The 19,727-nt window shown below is 71.3% G+C and carries 19 protein-coding genes; 14 read left to right on the top strand and 5 right to left on the bottom strand.

Translation table 11 applies throughout. From position 1 onward, the window contains the following. Window positions 1–12 precede the first annotated feature (12 nt). From OG568_RS03340 to OG568_RS03320, 5 genes are all read left to right on the top strand, one after another. Entirely contained in the window at window positions 13–1,674 is a 1,662-nt protein-coding gene (locus OG568_RS03340) for a thiolase C-terminal domain-containing protein (protein WP_329530195.1), read from the top strand. After that, on the top strand, window positions 1,671–2,567 hold the full coding sequence (locus OG568_RS03335) for an alpha/beta fold hydrolase (RefSeq protein WP_329530194.1): 897 nt from the start codon (window positions 1,671–1,673) through the stop codon (window positions 2,565–2,567). Before OG568_RS03340 ends, OG568_RS03335 begins: the two co-directional genes overlap by 4 nt. After that, the gene (locus OG568_RS03330) at window positions 2,564–3,082 is read left to right on the top strand and encodes a DoxX family protein (protein ID WP_266589554.1); all 519 of its coding nucleotides are present in this window, start codon (window positions 2,564–2,566) and stop codon (window positions 3,080–3,082) included. Before OG568_RS03335 ends, OG568_RS03330 begins: the two co-directional genes overlap by 4 nt. After that, window positions 3,082–3,900 (top strand): NAD(P)-dependent oxidoreductase, encoded by an 819-nt coding sequence (locus tag OG568_RS03325; RefSeq protein WP_329530193.1) that lies wholly within the window; start codon window positions 3,082–3,084, stop codon window positions 3,898–3,900. Before OG568_RS03330 ends, OG568_RS03325 begins: the two co-directional genes overlap by 1 nt. Before the next feature lie 112 nt (window positions 3,901–4,012). Continuing rightward, a complete protein-coding gene (locus tag OG568_RS03320) occupies window positions 4,013–4,579 on the top strand; it encodes a TetR/AcrR family transcriptional regulator (protein ID WP_329530192.1) in 567 nt (188 codons plus the stop codon). Here OG568_RS03320 and OG568_RS03315 read toward each other — a convergent pair. From OG568_RS03315 to OG568_RS03305, 3 genes are all read right to left on the bottom strand, one after another. After that, entirely contained in the window at window positions 4,533–5,261 is a 729-nt protein-coding gene (locus OG568_RS03315; RefSeq protein WP_329530191.1) for an alpha/beta hydrolase fold domain-containing protein, read from the bottom strand. The genes OG568_RS03320 and OG568_RS03315 overlap by 47 nt on opposite strands. Beyond that, entirely contained in the window at window positions 5,251–5,970 is a 720-nt protein-coding gene (locus tag OG568_RS03310) for an enoyl-CoA hydratase/isomerase family protein (RefSeq protein ID WP_329530190.1), read from the bottom strand. The genes OG568_RS03315 and OG568_RS03310 overlap by 11 nt, the downstream gene beginning before the upstream one ends. Window positions 5,971–6,079: 109 nt before the next feature. Then, complete coding sequence (locus OG568_RS03305; RefSeq protein ID WP_329530189.1) at window positions 6,080–7,081, bottom strand: ferredoxin--NADP reductase; 1,002 nt, start codon at window positions 7,079–7,081, stop codon at window positions 6,080–6,082. A 64-nt stretch (window positions 7,082–7,145) separates the two neighbouring features. Here OG568_RS03305 and OG568_RS03300 point away from each other — a divergent pair, with 64 nt between their 5' ends. The 7 genes from OG568_RS03300 to OG568_RS03270 all read left to right on the top strand — a co-directional run bounded on the left by OG568_RS03300 (window position 7,146) and on the right by OG568_RS03270 (window position 15,485). Then, on the top strand, window positions 7,146–8,696 hold the full coding sequence (locus tag OG568_RS03300) for an AMP-binding protein (protein ID WP_329530188.1): 1,551 nt from the start codon (window positions 7,146–7,148) through the stop codon (window positions 8,694–8,696). Between the two features lie 35 nt (window positions 8,697–8,731). Further along, window positions 8,732–9,910 carry an amidohydrolase family protein gene (locus OG568_RS03295; RefSeq protein WP_329530187.1) on the top strand — a complete coding sequence of 393 codons (1,179 nt, stop codon included), beginning with the start codon at window positions 8,732–8,734 and terminating at the stop codon, window positions 9,908–9,910. Continuing rightward, on the top strand, window positions 9,907–11,334 hold the full coding sequence (locus OG568_RS03290; RefSeq protein WP_329530186.1) for a FadD3 family acyl-CoA ligase: 1,428 nt from the start codon (window positions 9,907–9,909) through the stop codon (window positions 11,332–11,334). Before OG568_RS03295 ends, OG568_RS03290 begins: the two co-directional genes overlap by 4 nt. Then, window positions 11,331–12,983 (top strand): methylmalonyl-CoA mutase family protein, encoded by a 1,653-nt coding sequence (locus OG568_RS03285; RefSeq protein WP_329530185.1) that lies wholly within the window; start codon window positions 11,331–11,333, stop codon window positions 12,981–12,983. Before OG568_RS03290 ends, OG568_RS03285 begins: the two co-directional genes overlap by 4 nt. Beyond that, window positions 12,983–13,387, top strand: coding sequence for a cobalamin B12-binding domain-containing protein (locus tag OG568_RS03280; RefSeq protein ID WP_329530184.1), 405 nt, complete (start codon window positions 12,983–12,985; stop codon window positions 13,385–13,387). The genes OG568_RS03285 and OG568_RS03280 overlap by 1 nt, the downstream gene beginning before the upstream one ends. A 92-nt stretch (window positions 13,388–13,479) precedes the next feature. Beyond that, on the top strand, window positions 13,480–14,436 hold the full coding sequence (locus tag OG568_RS03275; protein ID WP_329530183.1) for an LLM class F420-dependent oxidoreductase: 957 nt from the start codon (window positions 13,480–13,482) through the stop codon (window positions 14,434–14,436). Continuing rightward, entirely contained in the window at window positions 14,433–15,485 is a 1,053-nt protein-coding gene (locus tag OG568_RS03270) for a CaiB/BaiF CoA transferase family protein (RefSeq protein WP_329530182.1), read from the top strand. Before OG568_RS03275 ends, OG568_RS03270 begins: the two co-directional genes overlap by 4 nt. A 71-nt stretch (window positions 15,486–15,556) precedes the next feature. On the opposite strand, the gene OG568_RS03265 is transcribed toward OG568_RS03270, so the two are convergent. Continuing rightward, the gene (locus tag OG568_RS03265) at window positions 15,557–16,303 is read right to left on the bottom strand and encodes an SDR family NAD(P)-dependent oxidoreductase (protein ID WP_329530181.1); all 747 of its coding nucleotides are present in this window, start codon (window positions 16,301–16,303) and stop codon (window positions 15,557–15,559) included. A 26-nt stretch (window positions 16,304–16,329) separates the two neighbouring features. After that, window positions 16,330–17,091, bottom strand: coding sequence for an SDR family NAD(P)-dependent oxidoreductase (locus tag OG568_RS03260; RefSeq protein ID WP_329530180.1), 762 nt, complete (start codon window positions 17,089–17,091; stop codon window positions 16,330–16,332). A gap of 54 nt (window positions 17,092–17,145) precedes the next feature. Here OG568_RS03260 and OG568_RS03255 point away from each other — a divergent pair, with 54 nt between their 5' ends. Further along, window positions 17,146–18,573 (top strand): class I adenylate-forming enzyme family protein, encoded by a 1,428-nt coding sequence (locus tag OG568_RS03255; RefSeq protein ID WP_329530179.1) that lies wholly within the window; start codon window positions 17,146–17,148, stop codon window positions 18,571–18,573. Beyond that, window positions 18,566–19,717, top strand: coding sequence for a thiolase family protein (locus OG568_RS03250; RefSeq protein ID WP_329530178.1), 1,152 nt, complete (start codon window positions 18,566–18,568; stop codon window positions 19,715–19,717). Before OG568_RS03255 ends, OG568_RS03250 begins: the two co-directional genes overlap by 8 nt. The last annotated feature ends 10 nt before the right edge of the window (window positions 19,718–19,727 follow it).

Below are 19,727 nucleotides of genomic sequence, written 5' to 3'. Positions count from 1 at the left end.
TGAGGAGACGATGTGGCCGGACCCACGGGACGTCCGCTGCCGGTGATCACAGAGGAGAACGAGTTCTTCTGGACCTCCGGCGCGGACGGCCGGTTGCGCCTGACGGAGTGTCAGTCCTGCTCGGCCCTGCTGCATCCACCCCAGCCCGTCTGCCGCTACTGCCGGGGGCACGAGACCGGGGTGCGGGCCGTCTCCGGGTACGCGACGCTCATCGGCTTCACGGTCAACCACCGGTTCAGCGCGCCGGGAATGCCCGCGCCCTATGTGGTGGCGCAGGTCGCCGTCGAGGAGGACACCCGGGTCCGGCTCACCACCAACCTCGTCGAATGCGACCCCGACGAGCTCGAACTGGGCATGCGCCTTGAGGTCGTCTTCGAACAGGTCGAGGACGTATGGCTCCCGCTCTTCCGCCCCGCGGCCGAGCAGGGTCCCCCGGCCCCGCTGCCCACGGACGAGGTGGAACCCGAACACATGGCGCGCCACATACGCTCCATGGCCACGCCCGAGAAGTTCGAGGACAAGGTCGCGATCAGCGGCATCGGGATGTCCGAGATCGGGCGCCGGCTGATGGTCCCGCCGCTGTCGCTGACCGTGCGGGCCTGCGAACGCGCCGTCGCGGACGCGGGCCTGACCCTCGACGACATCGACGGCCTGGCGACCTACCCGGGCGCGGGTGCCTTCGGCGGCTTCGCCGAGGGCGGCATCACCGCGCTGGAGGACGCCCTCGGTATCAAGCCGACCTGGTACAACGGCGGCGCCGAGACCTTCGGTCCGGGCGGCTCGCTCATCGCCGCGATGCTGGCGGTCGCGGGAGGACTCGCCCGGCATGTGCTGTGCTTCCGTACGGTCTGGGAGGCCTCGTACGGCGAGCTGATACGGCGCGGCCGGATCAGCCAGGAGACCGGTCGCAGGGTCACGGGCTGGCAGAAGCCCTTCGGGGCGATCTCCGCGGCCCACACCCTGGCCCAGAACGCCCAGCGGCACTTCCACCGCTACGGCACCTCGCGCGAGACGCTCGGCTGGATCGCGCTCAACCAGCGTGCGAACGCCGCGCTCAACCCGACCGCGGTCTACCGCGATCCGATGACCATGGACGACTATCTGTCGGCCAGGGCGGTCACCACCCCCTTCGGGCTGTACGACTGCGACGTGCCCTGCGACGGATCGGTGGCCGTCATCGTGTCGGCCGTGGACGCCGCACGGGACCTGGCCAAGCCGCCCGTCCTGGTGGAGGCCGTCGGCACCCAGATCATGGAGCGGCTCGAATGGGACCAGAGCTCCCTCACCCACGAACCACAGGTGCTCGGCCAGTCCGCCCACCTGTGGACGCGCACGTCACTGCGTCCCTCGGACGTCGACGTCGCCCAGCTCTACGACGGCTTCACCTTCAACTGCCTGTCCTGGATCGAGGGGCTCGGCTTCTGCGGCATCGGTGAGGCCAAGGACTTCCTCGACGGAGGCAAGAACATCGCCAGGGACGGACTGCTCCCGCTGAACACCCACGGCGGCCAGCTCTCGCACGGCCGCACCCACGGCCTCGGGCTCGTCCACGAGGCCGTCACGCAGGTGCGCGGCGAGGCCGGAGCGCGCCAGGTGGAAGGTGCCCGGGTCGCCGTGACGAGCACCGGCGGCCTCACCCCCAGCGGGGTCATCCTGCTGCGGGCGGACACATGACCGGCGTCTCCCGTGTCGTCGACGTCGACGGCATCCCCGTATCGGCGCTGCTCCAGGAGGCGCGCCGGCCCCGGGCCGTCGTCCTGGCGCTGCACGGCGGGGCGGCGCACTCGGGGTACTTCGACTACCCGGGCAGGCCCCACCTGTCGCTGCTGCGCACCGGTTCGGCGCTCGGGTTCACCGTCCTCGCGCTCGACCGGCCGGGATACGGCAGCTCCGCCCCGCACGGAGGGGAGCTGGCCCCGGCGGAGCGGCGGGTCGATCTCGCCTACGCGGCGGTGGACCGGCTGCTCGCCTCGCGTCCGCGCGGGGCGGGCGTCTTCGTGCTCGCGCACTCGATCGGCTGCGAGCTGGCGCTGCGCATGGCGGCCGACGAGCGGGGGAGCGACCTGCTGGGCGTGGAGATCGCCGGCACCGGGCGCCACCATCACGACGACGCGGTGGACATCCTGGGCGTGCGGCACAACGAGTCGTGGCCGAGGCCGGCGGCCGGCAGCGTCCGGGACCTGCTGTGGAATCCCTCGCACCTCTACGAGGACGATGTCGTCGGCGGCGCCCGGTTCGCCTCGCCCTCGCCGAGCTATGAGGGGGTCGTGGCCAGGAGCTGGCCGCTGGTCCTTCCCGAACTCGCCCCGCGGGTACGCGTCCCCGTGCACTACAGCCTCGGCGAGCACGAGCGGGTGTGGCGGTCCGGGCCTGCGGCGCTGGCCGACATCGCGTCCCTGTTCACCGCCTCGCCGCGCGTCGTCGTCGACGAACAGGCCGACGGCGGCCACAACTTGAGCATCGGGCTGACGGCGATGGCGTACCACCTCAAGATCCTGTCGTTCGTCGAGGAGTGTGTGCTGGCTCGCGCGAGCGCGGCACAAGAGCGGCCGGGGAGGGCGAGTTGAGCGACGCGGACATGGCAGCGCTGCTGCTGGTACGGGTGGTCCTGGGGATCGTGATGATCGCGCACGGGCTCAACCACTGGCGGGGCGGCGGCCGGATCGAGGGCACGGCCCGCTGGTTCACCGGCCTCGGTCTGCGCGGCGGCACGCTTCAGGCGTGGATGAGCGTGGTCACCGAGATCGGCGCGGGCGCCCTGCTGATCGCCGGGCTGCTCACCCCGCTGGCCTGCGCCGCGGTCATTTCCGTGATGCTGGTCGCGGGCGTCCTCGCACACCGGCCCAACGGCTTCTTCGTCTTCAAGGAGGGCTACGAGTACGTCCTCGTCCTCGCGGTCGTCTCGCTGGTCCTGGCCGTGCTGGGCCCCGGCAGGCTCTCCGTGGACCACGCCGGGGACATCGAGATCACCGGCTGGGCCGGCGGCGGTATCGCCCTCGGCGTGGCCGTGGCGGCGACGGCCGCTCTGCTCGGCGTGTTCTGGCGCCCGGCACCGAAGTCGGCCGAGCAGGAGGCCCGTTGATGCGCGTCGGATTCATAGGCCTGGGCAGTCAGGGCGCCCCCATGGCGCGCCGGATCGTCGACGCGGGCTTCGAGACGACCCTGTGGGCACGCCGTCCCGCCTCGCTCGCCCCCTTCGACGACACGCCCGCGAGGCGCGCCGCGTCGCCTGCCGAACTGGCCGCCGCCAGCGACCTCGTGTGCGTCTGTGTCGTCGACGACGCGGACGTCGAGGAGGTAGTCGCGGGGGAACGCGGGGTGCTGGCGGGCCTTCGGCAGGGAGGGGTGATCGCCGTGCACAGCACCGTCCATCCCGACACCTGTCGCCGTCTCGCCGACCGGGCCCGTGCCCACGGGGTCACGCTGATCGACGCGCCGGTGAGCGGTGGTGGCCCGGCGGCGGCCGAGGGCCGTCTGCTGGTGATGGTCGGGGGCGAGTCCGGGACCGTACGGTTGTGCCGCAAGGTGTTCGAGACGTACGGCGATCCCGTGGTCCACATGGGCCCACTGGGCTCCGGGCAGCTCACCAAACTCCTCAACAACGTGCTGTTCACGGCCAATCTCGCGACCTCGGCGGGCGCCCTCGCGCTCGGCCGGGAGTTCGACGTCGATCCCGCCGCTCTCGCCGAGGTGATGGCCCACGGCAGCGGATCGAGCTTCGCGCTGGGCCGGATCGCGGCGGCCGGCGGGACGCTCGACCGCATCGCGTCCCAGGCGGGAGCGCTGTTGCGCAAGGACGTCCGGCTGGTGGCCGATCTGGCCGGCGCGGCCAGGGCCTCGACGGGCATCGTGCTGGACGCGGCGGACGCCACCCTCGCCCTGATCGAGCACGAGCGCTGAGCCCCGTACGTACGGACGCCGAGGGCCGAACGGTCCGTGTTCGAGGGGTCCCCTGACGGCGACGGCGAACGTAGTGTTACGTCGGCACGGTCCGTCGCGGGAGGGGTACCGGATGACAGAAACCCGGCGCGAGGAGATCCTCGAGGCGGCCCTGAGGGTGTTCGCGGAGCGGGGCTACCGGGGGGCGTCGATCGACGCGGTCGCCGAGCGGGCGGGACTGACCCGGCAGGGCGTGCTGCACTACTTCCCGAGCAAGAAGAAGCTCTTCATGGCGCTCCTGCGCTTCAGGGAGGACCTCAACCGCGAGCATCTCGTGGGCCATGACGACAAGGACGACTGGCCCGGGCTGTTCGCCGAAGTGGTCGCCTACGACCACACCCACCCCTGTCTGGCTCAGGTCCACAGCGTGATGCTGGCCGAGGGCGTCACGGGAGGCGACCCGGCACAGCAGTACCTGCACGACCACTACGAGACCATGCAGGCGCTGATGATCGCCCGGCTCACCGAGCGGTACGGCGAGCGCCTTCCCAGCGGTCTGGCCCCGCGGGCCGCGGCCCGGGCCATGCTGGCGATGCTCGACGGCATGCAGCAGCAGTGGCTGCTGGACGGCGAGCAGGACGACTACCCCGAGATCATGCGCGATGTGCTGTCCGTGCTGCTGGGGTCCACGCCCGTATGAAGTCGCCCATGGCGGTGACGGTCTCCGGGTGGAGGCTCGGCGTGTCGGGCCGGATCCGCAGGTCCACCGTGACACCGGAGCGCGCCGCGCGGGTGGCGAACCCCAGGGAGTCGTCCAGCAGGGGATCGGTGCCCGCCGCGAGCAGTTGCACGGGCGGCAGCCCGTGGAGGTTGGCGTGCAGCGGGCTCAGCAGCGGATCGGCCGGCGAGGTGCCCGCGGCGTAGTGGGCGCAGCGGCGGCGCAGTTCGCAGATGTCGAAGGTCGGATCGGCCGCCGCGTTGAGCAACAGGCTCGGGGAGTCCAGGGTCAGGTCGAGCAACGCCGAGTTGAGCACCCCGCACTGCGGCGGCGGGGCGCCGAGGTCCCGCAGCCGGACCAGCAGGGCGGCCGCGAGCCCGGCCCCCAGCCGCTCGCCCGCGACCGACACGGGTCCCCTGGCCTCGCAGTAGTCGTACGCGGCGTGCACGTCGTCCAGCGCGTCCGGGAAGGTGCCCCCGTAGCGGGCGCAGACCACGACGGTGTCCGTCCACAGGGCGAGGCGGCCCGCCAGGTCGAGCGCGGCCTCCGGGGTGCACGAGAGATGCCGGTCGCCGTGCAGATAGAGGACGACCGCTTCGGCGCCGCCGGGCGGCCGTACGACCGGGCCGACGGGGCCCGTCTCCACCTGGACCTCACTTGCCACGGGACATCACCTTCTCCGCTGCTTGCCAGTGTTCGTCGGCCACCCACAGGCGGGCGAAGGCGCGGGCCGCCTCGGTCGCCGGTACGGCGCCGCTCATCACGTGCTTGATCTCCCGCGCCGGAACGGAGGCGAGGGAACGGGCCAGGGCGCGCCAGCCCTGGTCGAAGTCGGCCCGCGGCAGCACCAGGTCGATCACCCCGAGACGCCGGGCCTCCTCGGCGTCGAGCACGGTCCCGGCAGCGGCGAGCATCAACGCCCGTCCCCTGCCGATCAGTTGGGCGAGCCGCTCGGCGCCGCCCCACGCGGGCATGATCGCGAGGTTCACCTGGGTGAAGCCGATCCTGACGTCGTCCGCGGCCACCCGGATGTCGGCGGCCAGGGCGAACTCGGCGCCGCCGCCCAGGGCATGGCCGTTCAGGGCGGCGATGACCGGGCCGGGGAAGCCCGCGAGCCGGTCGCAGATCCGACGCATCCGCAGGGCCATGGCCGTCGCCTCGTCCTCGGTACGGATCGCGGCCAGTTCCTTCAGGTCCCCGCCCGAGACGAACGCCCGGTCGCCCGCGCCCCTGACGACCAGGGCCAGGGCGTCGGCGGCCGCGTCGAGGGCCTTGTCCAACTGGTCCATGGTGGCCGGCGCGATGGCGTTGCGGGCGTGTGGACGGTCGATGGTGATGACCGCGAGCCCCTGGTCCAATTCAAGATCAACCATGCAGGCTTCTCCAGTGGAGAGAGTGTAATTCTCGCTGAGTGAATATCATATTCTTGCGAAGGGTGGCGGTCCAGACCGACGCCGCCCCCGTCTGGTCGCGCGGCGTACGTCAGTCCTCGTAGACGACGGTGATGTCCGGGGTCACCGGCTCGCCCTGACAGGTCAGCACCCAGCCCTCGGTGACCTCGTCGTCGTCGAGCGCGTTGTTCACCCGCATCTTGGCCTCGCCCTCGGTGACCTGGGCGAGGCAGGTGCCGCAGTTGCCCGACTCGCAGGAGAAGGGCGGCATGAGGCCGGCCCGGCGCGCGCTCTCCAGCAGGGTCTCGCCGGAGTGCCGTGGCACCGAGCGCCGCTTGCCGGCGAGGACGATGCTGACGGTGCCCTCCTTCTCCGCCGCGCCCCCGTTTCCCGGGCCGCTCGGAGTCTCGTCGGCCGCCGGGGTGAAACGCTCGGCGAAGATCCGCCCGGCGTCGACGCCGTGTACGAGCAGGGCGTGCTCCGCCAGGTCCATGAAGGGTGCGGGGCCGCAGAGATAGAAGTCCGCGTCCAGGTCGGTGCCGGCGAACTCGCGTACCTGGAAGTCCCTGATGAAACCCCCCTGGTCGTCGAGGTGATGACGGATCTCGAACCGGTCCGGGTGCCGCTCGGCCAGTTCGGTCAGCGCGGACCCGAAGATGATCGAGCCGGCGTCCCGGTTGGCCGACAGGACACGGACCCGTCGGCTCGTCGTCGCCAGCGCGGTCTTGACGAGCGACAGGACCGGCGTGATGCCGCTGCCCCCGCAGTAGGCCACCAGAGGCTCGGTGGTCTCCCGCAGGCAGAACACCCCGGCGGGGGCCGTGGTCTCTATGACGTCGCCGCATGCGAGATGTTCGTGCATCCAGTTCGACACCAGGCCGCCCGGCACGCGCTTCACCGTCGTCATCAACTCGTCGTCGGTGTCCGGGGAACTCGACATCGAGTAACTGCGCAGGGCGCCACAGGCCCTGACCGTCAGAAACTGCCCGGCCCGGTAGGGGAACGGGGCGTCGAGCACGTATGTGCGCGTGTCGGCTGTCTCCTGGACGATCCGCTTGATCCGGACCGGGTGGAAGCCGTGGTCTCGTACCATGTATGGAATTTAGCTTCTCCCTCTGCGAGAGTGCAATTCTCGCGCTGAGGAGGGAGCTCTCGCCATGCGGACCGCCATGCGCACGATGCCCGCCGAGCTGATCGAACGGTATGAAGCGGAGGGCTGGTGGACCCGGGAGACGATCGGGGACCTGCTGGCGTACGGCCTCGACGCCGCCCCCGATGTCGAGTTCCGAGTCCACTCGGCCGTCCGGCCCTGGGAAGGGACCTTCGCCGATGTCGAACGGACGGCCCGCAGGCTCGCCGCGGGGCTGCGCGCCCGAGGAGTGGGCCCCGGTGACGTCATCGCCTTCCAGCTGCCCAACTGGATGGAGGCCGCCGCGGTGTTCTGGGCCTCGGCCTTCCTCGGGGCGGTCGTGGTGCCCATCGTCCACTTCTACGGGCGCAAGGAGGTCGGCTACATCCTCGACGCCGTCGCGCCGCGCGTCTTCGTCACGGCCGCCCGCTTCGGCCGGATGGAACACCAGCCGGACCTGAGCGCCGCGGTGCCCGTGGTCGGCGTCGTGGGGCGGGACTTCGACGACCTGCTCGCCGACGACCCGCTGCCCGGCGTCCTCGCGACGGACCCCGCCGCGCCCGCCCTGATCGCGTTCACTTCCGGCACCACCCGCGACCCCAAGGGTGTCGTCCACTCCCATCAGACGCTGGGCTTCGAGACGCGCCAGCTGGCCGGGCTCTACCCGCCCGACCGGGGCCGCCAGCTCACCGCGGCTCCGGTCGGGCACTTCATCGGGATGGTGAACTCCTTCCTGATCCCCGTCCTCGACGGCTCGCCGGTGAACCTCGCCGACGTCTGGGACCCCGGGCGGGTGCTGGAGTTGATGGAGAGCGACGGGCTCACCGTGGGCGGCGGGGCGGCGTACTTCATGACGAGCCTGCTCGATCACCCCGACTTCACTCCCAGGCACCTGAGCGCCATGAAGTACGCGGGACTCGGCGGGGCGGCGGTCCCGGTCGCGGTCACCACCCGGCTCACGGAGCTGGGTATGACGGTCTTCCGCTCGTACGGCAGCACGGAACACCCCTCGATCACCGGCTCCCGCCACACCGCGCCCGAGTCCAAGCGCCTCCATACGGACGGTGACGCCCTGCCCGGTACGGAGATCCGGCTGGCCGAGGACGGCGAGATCCTCAGCCGGGGGCCCGACCTGTGCCTCGGCTACACCGATCCCGCCCTGACGGAGCGCGCGTTCGACGGCGAGGGCTGGTACCGCACCGGTGACATCGGGGTGATCGACGACGACGGCTACCTCACCATCACCGATCGCAAGGCCGACATCATCATCCGCGGCGGCGAGAACATCAGTGCCCTGGAGGTCGAGGAGGCGCTGCTCGCCCTGCCGGCCGTCGCCGAGGCCGCCGTGGTGGCCGCCCCCGACACCCGCCTCGGCGAACACGCGGCGGCGGTCCTGCGGCTGAGGCCCGGTCACCCCGCGCCCACGCTCGACGACATGCGCGCCCACCTCGAACGGGCGGGCCTGGCCCGGCAGAAGTGGCCGGAGGAGCTGCATGTCGTGCCGGAGTTTCCCCGGACGGCGAGCGGCAAGGTGCAGAAGTTCGTTCTCCGTCGGGACATTGCCGGGCGAGCAAGTTGAGAATAGGATTCTCGTAATCAGCGAAGGAGGATCTCATGCCGTCGCGCGTGTTGCCGTATCCGTTGTTCGACGCCGACAACCACCTGTACGAGACAGAGGACGCCCTCACCCGGTACCTGCCGAAGCAGTACGAGGGCGCCATCCAGTACGTGCAGGTGAAGGGCCGTACGAAGATCGCGATCCGTGGTCAGATCAGCGACTACATCCCCAACCCCACGTTCTCGGTGGTCGCCCGGCCGGGGGCGTGGGAGCAGTACTTCCGGGAGGGCAATCCGGAGGGCAAGTCGCACCGCGAGCTGTTCGGCGAGCCGATGAAGTCGATTCCCGCGTTCCGCGAGCCCGGGCCGCGACTTGAGCTCATGGACGAGATGGGGATCCAGCAGGCGCTGAACTTCCCGACCCTGGCCAGCCTGATCGAGGAGCGGATGCGGGACGACCCGGAGCTGATCCACGCGGTCGTCCACTCGCTCAACGAGTGGCTGTACGACACCTGGAAGTTCAACTACAAGGACCGGATCTTCACCACGCCGGTGATCAGTCTGCCGATCCTGGACAAGGCGATCGCGGAGCTGGAGTGGTGCTTGGAGCGCGGTGCGCGCTCGATCCTGGTCCGCCCCGCCCCGGTCCCCGGGTTCGGCGGCTCGCGGTCCTTCGCGCTGCCGGAGTTCGACCCCTTCTGGAAGCGGGTCGAGGAGGCGGGGGTGCTGGTGTCGATGCACTCCTCCGACAGCGGCTACTCGCGCTACTCCAGCGACTGGGAGGGCAGGAGCCAGGAGATGACGCCGTTCCAGGCGCAGACCTTCCGGATGCTGGGCGAATGGCGCCCGGTCACCGACTCCGTGGCCTCCTGGGTCTGCCACGGCGCGCTGTTCAGGTTCCCCGAGCTCAAGGTCTCGGTCATCGAGAACGGATCCTCCTGGCTGGTGCCGCTTCTCGACCAGTTGGCCGACGTCTACAAGAAGCAGCCGCAGGGCTTCCTGGGCGACCCGGTCGAAGAGGTCAAGAACCGGATCCACATCAGCCCGTTCTGGGAGGAGGACATGGCCGAGCTGGCCGGGATCATCGGCGTCGAGCGGGTGCTGTTCGGCTCCGACTACCCCCATCCCGAGGGTCTGGCCGACCCGGTCACCTACATCGACGCGATCCAGGGCATGAAGGAGACCGACCAGGCCAAGATCATGGGCGGCAACCTGGCCCGGTTGATCGGCGTATGAAATGGGAGACCATCCCGCGGATGGTGCTGAGCGCGGCCGACCGCTTCGGTGACGCCGAAGCGGTCGTGGACGGTCGACTCCGCCTCACCTTCCAGGAGTTGGCCGACCGCGTGCGCACCGCCGCGGGAGCGTTCGCGGTGGCGGGCGTCGGCAGGGGTGACCGGGCGGCGATCTGGGCGCCCAACTCCGCCGAGTGGATCATCGCGGCCTTCGGGCTGTTGACCGCCGGCGGTGTCCTGGTCCCGGTCAACACCCGGTTCAAGGCCGACGAGGCCGGCGACATCATCCGCCGCAGCGGAGCCAGGGTCGTCCTCGTCGAGAAGGGCTTCCTCGGTCTGGACTTCGAGGCACCGCCCGGCGTGCCCGTGATCGACATCAAGTCGGACTTCCTCGCGAACGGTTCGCCGTACGAGGCCGAGGTGAGCGGCGACGACGTGTGCGACATCGTGTTCACCTCGGGGACCACCGGGCGGCCCAAGGGCGTGCCGATGACGCACGCCCAGACGCTCCGGCTGTACGCGGAGTGGTGCGACCTGGCGGACCTCAGGGAGGGCGACCGCTATCTGATCGTCAACCCGTTCTTCCACATCTTCGGCTACAAGGCGGGCTGCATCACGTCCCTGATCCGGGGCGCGACCATCCTCCCGGTGCCGGTCTTCGACGTGGACCGCGTCCTCGAACTCGTCGAGCGCGAGAAGGTGACGGTCCTGCCGGGCCCGCCCACCCTCTACCACTCCCTGCTGGCCGCACAGGGCGGCCACGACCTGTCCTCGCTGCGGGTGGCCGTCACCGGAGCCGCCGACATCCCGGTCGACCTCGTCCGCAGGATCGTCACCGACCTGCCCTTCCGGACGGTCATGACGGGCTACGGCCTCACCGAGGCGGGCACGGCCACGGCCTCGCGGCCCGGCGACTCCTTCGAGGACATCGCGACGACCGTCGGCACCCCCTGCGACGGCGTCGAGATCCGGATCGCGGACGACGGCGAGGTCCTGGTGCGCGGGTACAGCGTCATGCGCGGCTACCTCGACGACCCGGCCGCCACCGCCGAGGCGATCGACCCGGACGGCTGGCTGCGCACCGGGGACCTCGGGACGCTCGACGACCGGGACCGGCTGCGGATCGTCGGGCGCAAGAAGGACATGTTCATCGTGGGCGGCTTCAACGCCTACCCGGCCGAGATCGAGGGCTTCCTGATGGAGCATCCGGCCGTCGCCCTGGCCGCCGTGATCGGCGTACCGGACGAGCGGCTCGGACAGGTGGGCAAGGCCTTCGTGGTGCCTCGCGGGTCCCTCGCGGCGGACGAGCTGATCGCCTGGAGCCGGGAGCGGATGGCCGGGTTCAAGGTGCCCAGATATGTGGAGTTCCTCGAAGAGCTGCCGCTGAACGCCACCGGCAAGGTGATGAAGGACCGATTGCGATGACGTCTGAAGCGAAGCCGCCGGAGAAGAGTCCCGTGAAGCGGCCGGAGAAGGATCTCGTGAAGCCGCCGGAGAAGGACGACTTCTCCCACACCGCCTCCGGGATTTCCCTCAAGGCGGTCTACGGACCGGCGGACCGGCCCGTCGAGCCGCCCGCGCCGGGGCGCTTCCCCTTCACCCGCGGCAACTACTCCTCCGGCTACCGGGGGCGGCTGTGGACGCTGCGCCAGTACTCCGGCTTCGGCACCGCCGAGGAGTCCAACCGGCGCTACCGCTACCTCCTCGAACAGGGCGGCACCGGACTGTCCGTGGCGCTCGACCTGCCCACCCAGTGCGGCTACGACTCCGACGACCCGGAGGTGAGCGAGGAGGTCGGCCGGGTCGGCGTCGCCCTCGACACGCTCGCCGACGCCGAGGTGCTCTTCGAGAACATCCCCCTCGACCGGATCAGCACCAGCTTCACCATCAACGGCACGGCGGCGATCCTGCTGGCGTTCTACGTGGCCGCCGCCGAGCGCGGCGGGGTGCCCCGGGCCAAGCTCACCGGGACGATCCAGAACGACATCCTCAAGGAGTACGCCTCCCGGGGCACCTGGATCTGGCCGCCCGAGCCCTCGCTGCGGCTGATCGCCGACACCATCGAGTTCTGCGCGGCCGAGGTGCCGCGGTTCAACGCGATCTCGGTGGCCGGCGCGCACTTCCGCGACGCCGGCGCCAACGCCGTGCAGGAGATGGCGTTCACGCTCGCCGACGGCGTCACCTACTGCGACACGGTGCTGGCGCGCGGCCGGATGACGATCGACCGGTTCGCCCCACAGATCTCCTTCTTCTTCTACACCCACGGCGACTTCTTCGAGGAGATCGCCAAGTACCGTGCGGGCCGCAGACGTTGGGCGACGATCGTGCGCGAGCGGTACGGGGCGAGCACCGACAAGGCGTCGATGTTCCGCTTCGGCTGTGTGGCCGGCGGGGCCTCCCTGTACGCGCCGCAGGCGCAGAACAACACGGTCCGGGTGGCGTACGAGGCGATGGCCTCGGTGCTGGGCGGCGTGCAGTCGATGTTCACGGCGGCCTGGGACGAGCCGTTCGCGCTGCCCAGCGAGGAGTCGGCGACCCTCGCCCTGCGTACCCAGCAGATCCTCGCCCACGAGACCGGCGTCGCCCGCGTCGCGGACCCGCTGGGCGGCTCGTACTTCGTGGAAGCCCTCACGGACGCCACCGAGGAACGCATCGTCGAGATCATGGCGGACCTGGAACACCACGGGGGCATGGTCCGGGCGATCGAGGACGGCTACCTCCAGGGACTCATCGCCGACGAGGCCTACCGCCTCCACCAGGACGTCGAGGCGGGCACCCGGCCGGTCGTCGGCGTCAACCGCTTCGCCACACCCGAGCCGCCGCCCCAGCTGGAGACGTACGAACTCGACGGAGAAGGCCGGGACCGGCAGTTGAAGCGGCTCGCCGAGGTGAAGGCCACCCGCGGCGCCGCGGCCGTACGCGACCGGCTCGCCGCCCTCGCCCGCGCCGCCGAGGGCACCGACAACCTCATGCCCCTGCTCATCGACTGCGCCAAGGCCTACTGCACGGTCGGCGAGATGGTCGCCGCCCTGAAGGCGGTCTGGGGCGAGTTCCAGCAACCGGTGGTGTTCTGATGTCGACCCGTGTACTCATCGCCAAGCCCGGTCTGGACGGTCACGACCGCGGGGCCAAGATCGTCGCGCGGACGCTGCGCGACGCCGGCTTCGAGGTGGTCCTCACCGGCATCCGCCAGCGCGTCGACACCATCGTGGCGACCGCGCTCCAGGAGGACGTGGCCGTCGTCGGCCTCAGCATCCTCTCCGGCGCGCATCTGGCCCTGACGACACGGGTCGTCGAGGGGCTGCGGGCCGCCGGGGCCGAGGACATCGCGGTCGTCGTGGGCGGCACCATCCCCCTGGCCGACGTGCCCCATATGAAGGCGGCGGGGGCGGCGGCGGTCTTCCCCACCGGAACACCCCTCGACGCCATCGTGGCGGAGGTGCGCGCCCTGACAGCGGTCGTCCCCGCCTCGCCCTGACGTCCTGACCTGCCCCTGCCTGAGGACTGAGGCCTGAGGACGCGGGAGGTCGACAACTCGAAACGTGGGAACCACGCGAACTGGGAGGCACTGTGCGGGTCGGTGTGATGATCGGGCCGGAGCGCGGGGACTCCGCGCGCAAGGCCGCGCGGATGATCGACGACGTGACCTGGGCGGAGCAGGCGGGCCTCGACACCGCCTGGGTGCCCCAGATCCCCACGGACTTCGACGCGTTGACGGCCGTGGCCCTGATGGGCGCGCGGACCGAGCGGATCGAGATCGGGACCGCGGTCGTACCGCTCCAGACACAGCACCCGATCGCGCTCGCGCGCCAGGCGCTGTCCGCGCAGGCCGCGACGAACGGGCGGCTCGCCCTGGGCCTCGGCCCCTCCCACCACTGGATCATCCAGGACATGCTCGGCCTGCCCTACGAGCGGCCCGCCGCCTTCACCCGTGACTGTCTGGAGGTCCTGGACGCGGCGCTGCACGGTCCGGGCCCGGTCGACGTCGAGAACGGCACGTTCACGGTGCACAACCCGCTCGACCTCGGCCCCGTGGCCCCCCTTCCGGTGCTGCTCGCCGCGCTCGGCCCGGTCATGCTGGCACTCGCGGGCGAACGGGCGGACGGGACCGTGCTGTGGATGGCCGACGAACGCGCGGTCGCCGACCATGTCGTCCCCCGTATCACCAAGGCGGCGTCCGGCGCGGGGCGTCCGGCACCGCGGATCGTGGCCGGCATCCCGGTCTGCCTGTGCCGGCCCGCCGAGGTCGACGCGGCGCGCGAGCGGGCCAACCGGATCCTCGGGGAGGCCGAGATCTCGCCCAACTACCAGCGGCTGCTGGACTACGGCGACGCCCGGGACATCGGCGACCTGTGCGCGGCCGGCGACGAGACGGCCATCGCGGCCCGCTTCAAGCGCTTCGCCGACGCTGGGGTCACCGATCTGTCGGTACGGCTGCTGCCGATCGGCGAGGGCCGCGAGGAACTGATCGCCTCCAAGCGCCGAACCCGCGAGGTGCTCGCCGGGATCGCGGCGGACTTCCGATGACCGGCGGCCACGCGACCCCCGGGCCGCTGGACGGCATCCGCGTCCTGGAGGTCGGCCACATGCTGGCGGGCCCCTACGCCACGATGATGCTCGCCGACCTCGGCGCCGAGGTCATCAAGATCGAGCCGCCGGGCGGGGACATCTCCCGGCAGGTGAGCGACGCGTACTTCGCCAGCCTCAACCGGGGCAAGCGCAGTGTCCGCCTCGACCTGACCACGCCGAGCGGTCAGGAACGACTCGGTGAACTCGCCGCGGACGCCCACGCGTTGCTGGTCAACCTCAAACCGTCCGCGATCCACCGGCTCGGCCTCACCTACGAGGCGCTGAGGAAGTGGAACGAACGGATCGTATGCGTCGCGCTCACGGGCTTCGGCCTCGACGCGGGCGACGACCCGGCCTTCGACTACGTCGTCCAGGCGGCCACCGGCGTCGCCGCGCTCACCGGCGACCCGGCAGGCCCGCCGACCCTGCCCGGCTACTCCTCGGCCGACAACTCCTCCGGCCTCACCGCGGCACTCGGCCTGCTCGCGCAGATCGTCTCCGGCCGCGGCGGGCAGGTCGAGGTGTCACTGCGGGACGTGATGCTCTCCCAGCTCAACTACCGGGCGTCGGCGTACCTCAACGAGGGCGTGGAGCCGCGTCGCCTGCCGCTCGGCGCGCACTCCTACTACGTACCGGCGCAGCTCTTCCCCACGTCGGACGGTCACTTGGCCCTGTTCATCACCCACGACAGCTTCTGGAGGTCCTTCGCCGGGGAGGCGGGTATCGAGGGCTTCCCGGCGATGGCCGAACGGGCGGCGCGTCGCGAGGAGGTGCTCGACGTGGTCACGAAGGCCCTGGCGACCGACACCGCGACCGCCTGGGAGGCGCGCCTGCGTCCCCTGGGCGTACCCGCGGCGGCCGTACGGACGTTGCCGCAGGCGCTGGCGGCGACACCGGAGGCGATCGTGACGGCCGGGGACTTCCGCCTCGTACGTGGTCCCGTGCGGGTGGCCGGGTACGAGCCCGCGTACGGACCCCCGCCCCGCCTGGGCGAGCACGGCTCGTAGCGCGCGGGCGGTTCGTGGCGGCGATGTCGTGTGAAGGGGTCCCGGGAGTCGAACTCCCGGGACCCTTGCGTTCACCCCGGCATCGACTCCGACTTCTGCACCGTGCCGGTGACACCGCTCGCGTCCTGTCCGGCCAGGAGTACGGCCGCGTTCGCCATCGCCTCCGGGGGTTCGATCATCTCCGGTGGGATCTCGCGTCCGCCGCCCCCGGCCTGCCAGCCCTCGGTGACGACGACACGCGACGGAGCCAGGCAGTTGACCGCGATGTTGTCGGACTTGAGGGTGGTGGCGAGCCCGAGGTAGAGGCGCTCGACGCCCGCCTTGGAGACCCAGTACGCGTTGGCGCCCCGGTCGGTCATGCCGACCCCGTTGGTCGTCACCGCCACCAACGAGCCCCCGCCGCGTGCCCTGATGTACGGGATGACGGCCTTGGTGACGAGGAAGACCCCGGTGAGATTGACGTCCAGGCACAGCTGCCAGCGCTTGAGCGGGGTGGATTCGACCGGGCCGAGCCACATGACCCCGGCGTTGGCGATCAGGATGTCGATCCCGCCGAACTCCGCGACGGTCGCGGCCACGGCGGCCTCGACCGACGCCTCGGAGGTCACGTCGCACGCGACCGCGAGGGCGCGGCCACCCGCCGACGTGATCCGCTCGGCGACGGCGTGGATCGTGCCGGGTATCCGGCCCTCCTCCTCGGAGCGCGCGGCGACCGCGACCGCGGCCCCGGCCTCCGCGAGCCCCCGCGCGATGTTACGGCCGATGCCCCGGCTCGCCCCGGCGACGAACGCCACCTTCCCCTTCAGCTCGCCGCTCACGTTCACTCGGCCGTTCACTCGCCCGGTCACTTCGGCGGGAACCGGAGGGCGCCGTCGAGGCGGATGACCTCGCCGTTGAGATAGTCGTTCGCGCAGATGTGCTCCACGAGCGCCGCGTACTCGGGGGAGCGGCCCATACGCTTGGGGTGCGGGACCTTGGGCCCCCAGTAGGCCTCCAGCTGGTCGCCCGCCGCGCCGTAGGCCGGGGTGAGGAAGGTGCCCGGGGCGATCGTGACGACCCGGATGCCGAGCGGCGAGAGGTCGCGTGCGGCGACGAGGGTCATGCCGACCACCCCGCCCTTGGCGGCGGCGTACGGGATCTGGCCGATCTGCCCCTCGTACGCGGCGATCGACGCGGTGTTGACGATGACGCCCCGGTCGCCGTCGACCGCTTCCTGGCGTGCGATGGCGGCGGCCGCCAGGCGCATGACGTTGAAGACGGCCGTGAGGTAGAAGTCGATGGTCTTCCGGAAGCCCGCGAGGTCCAGGGGTTCGCGGTCCTTGCCGACCAGCCGCCCGCCACTGGCCGGTCCGCCGTGCGCGTCCACCGAGATCCTGAGCGGTCCGGCCGCCTCGGCCGCGGCCATCGCCGCCTTGACGTCGTTCTCGTCGGTGGCGTCCGTCCGTACGTAACGCACCCCCAACTCCGCCTCGAGCGCCTTGCCCTTCTCGTCGGCGAGGTCGGCCACGACCACCTTCGCTCCTGCCGCGTGGAGGCGACGGACGGTGGCCTCGCCCAGGCCCCCCGCCCCACCGACCACGACCGCGGAACTCCCACTGATCTGCATCAAGGTTATCCTCTCTTGCAAGCAGGGCTCTGTGTATAAGAGAATAGCATTCTCATGAATATCACCATGATCCTTGAGATGGCGGCTTCGGCCGGCGATCGGGCGGTGATAACGGCGGGCGGCCGTTCGCTGACCGCCGCCGAACTGCTGCACCGCGCCCATGCCGCCGCCCACCGCTTCCGGGGCCATCAGGCCGTCGTCTATCTCGACGCCAACCAACTCGCCTATCCCGTCGCCCTGTTCGGAGCCGCTCTGGCGGGCGTTCCCTTCGTGCCGGTCAACTACCGACTCGGCGAGCGGCAGTTGAACGCCCTGCTGGACCGTCATCCCGGCGCCGTGGTCCTGCGCCCCGCCGACCTCGACGCCCTCCTCGACGGGCGGCCGGACGTGGAGTTCCTGGACCCGCCGCAGGACCAGGACTCCGTCGCCGTGCTGCTCTACACCAGCGGCACGACCGCCGAACCCAAGGCGGCCGTGCTCCGGCACCGCCATCTGCTCGCCTATGTGCTGAACACCCAGGAGTTCGCGTCGGCCGAGGAGGGCGACGCGTCACTGGTGGCGGTACCGCCGTACCACGTCGCGGGACTGATGAACCTGCTGACGAACCTCTACTCCGGCCGCCGGATCGTGTACTTGCAGGCGTTCGAACCACGGCAGTGGCTGGAGACCGTACGCGGGGAGCGGATCACCCACGCCCTCGTGGTCCCCACCATGCTCGCCCGGATCGTCGCCGAAGTGCCCGGCGACGACGCCGGGACCCCCCTGCTGCGCAGCCTCGCCTACGGCGGCGCGCGCACCCCGGGGCCCATCGTGGAGCGGGCGTTGCGCGTCTTCCCGCAGACCGGCTTCGTCAACGCCTACGGCCTGACCGAGACCGCCTCCTCCATCGCCGTCCTCGGCCCCGACGACCACTGGCAGGCGTCGGCGTCGGACGACCCCGCGGTACGCGACCGCCTCGGCTCGGTGGGCCGGGCCCTGCCCGGGATCGAGATCCAGATCCGCACGGACGACGACAAGCCGGCCCTGCCGGGGGAGACCGGACTGGTCTTCGTACGCGGCGAGCAGATCTCCGGCGAGTACGGCGGCCGCAGCGCCCTGGACGCCGAGGGCTGGTTCGCCACCCGGGACCGGGGACGGCTCGACGCCGACGGCTACCTCTTCATCGAGGGGCGCGCCGACGACACCATCATCCGCGGCGGCGAGAACATCGCCCCGGCCGAGATCGAGGACGTACTCCTCGCCCATCCCGGCATCGTCGAGGCGGCCGTCGTGGGGCTGCCCGACGCCGAGTGGGGACAGCGGATCGTCGCCATCGTCGTCGGCGCGGGCGACCCGGCCGAGATCCGGCAGTGGGTCAAGGACCGGCTCCGCTCGTCCAAGACGCCGGACGCCGTCGTGTTCCGAGCCGAACTCCCCAAGACCGAGACCGGAAAACTGCTGCGCCGCACCCTCCTGGCCGAGTTGGAGACCACCCATGCCTGAAGCAGTCATCGTGTCCGCGCTGCGCACCCCCATCGGCACCGCCGTCAAGGGCACCCTGCGTGACACGACCGCGTTCGACCTGGCCCACCACATCGTCACCGCCGCGGCCGAAGGCCTCGACCCGGCCCTCATCGACGACGTGATCCTCGGCGAGGGACTCTACGGAGGCGGCGTCCTGGCCCGGCACGCCGCGGTCACCGCGGGGCTCACCTCGGTCGCGGGGCTGGCCAACAACCGGCACTGCGCCGCGGGCATGGCCGCCGTCCAGAGCGCCGCCGCGAGCGTGATGGCGGGCATGGACGAACTCGTCATCGCCGGCGGCGTCAACTCGGCCTCCACCTCCCCGAAGGCACTCTTCCGGGTCGACGGCGAATGGGAACCCTGGATGTCGCCCACCCACCCCGACCGCCCCGACGCCCCCAACAAGGACATGTCGATCACGGTGGGCTGGAACACCGCCGTCGCGGCGGGCCTCACCCGCGCGGAACTGGACGCCTGGGCACTGCGCTCCCACCGCAACGCCGTGGCGGCCATCGACGAGGGACGCTTCAAGGAGGAGATCGTCCCGATCGACACCCCGCACGGGCTGTTCTCCGTCGACGAGCACCCGCGCCGGGACACCAGCGCCGAGAAACTGGCCAAACTGAAGCCCCTGCACCCGGAGATCGACGGGTTCAGCATCACGGCCGGCAACGCGGGGGGCGCCAACGACGCCGCGGTCGCCCTGGTCGTCGCCGGCGACACGACGGCGGCCCGCGAGGGGCTGACGGTCCTGGGCACCGTACGGTCCTGGGCGTCCGTCGGCGTCGACCCCGCCGAGATGGGCCTGGCCCCGGTGAAGGCGATCCCCAAGGCCCTGGCCCGCGCCGGCCTGTCGATCGCCGACGTCGACCTGTTCGAGATCAACGAGGCGTTCGCCTCCGTGCCCGTCGCCGCCGTCCGGCTGCTCGAACTCGACCCGGACACGGTCAACTTCAGCGGCAGCGGCTGCTCCCTGGGCCACCCGGTCGCCGCCACCGGGGCGCGCATGCTGGTCACGCTCGTCCACGAACTGCGCAGGCGTGGCGGCGGCATCGGCGTGGCCGCGCTGTGCGCGGGCGGCGGCATGGGTTCGGCGACGGTCATCGAGGTCCCGGCACCCTGACCTGACGGCG

The organism is Streptomyces sp. NBC_01450, from assembly GCF_036227505.1.
Taxonomy (GTDB): Bacteria; Actinomycetota; Actinomycetes; order Streptomycetales; family Streptomycetaceae; genus Streptomyces.
Note: the sequence above shows the minus strand (reverse complement) of the source record. Positions and strands in the feature narration are given on the sequence as shown.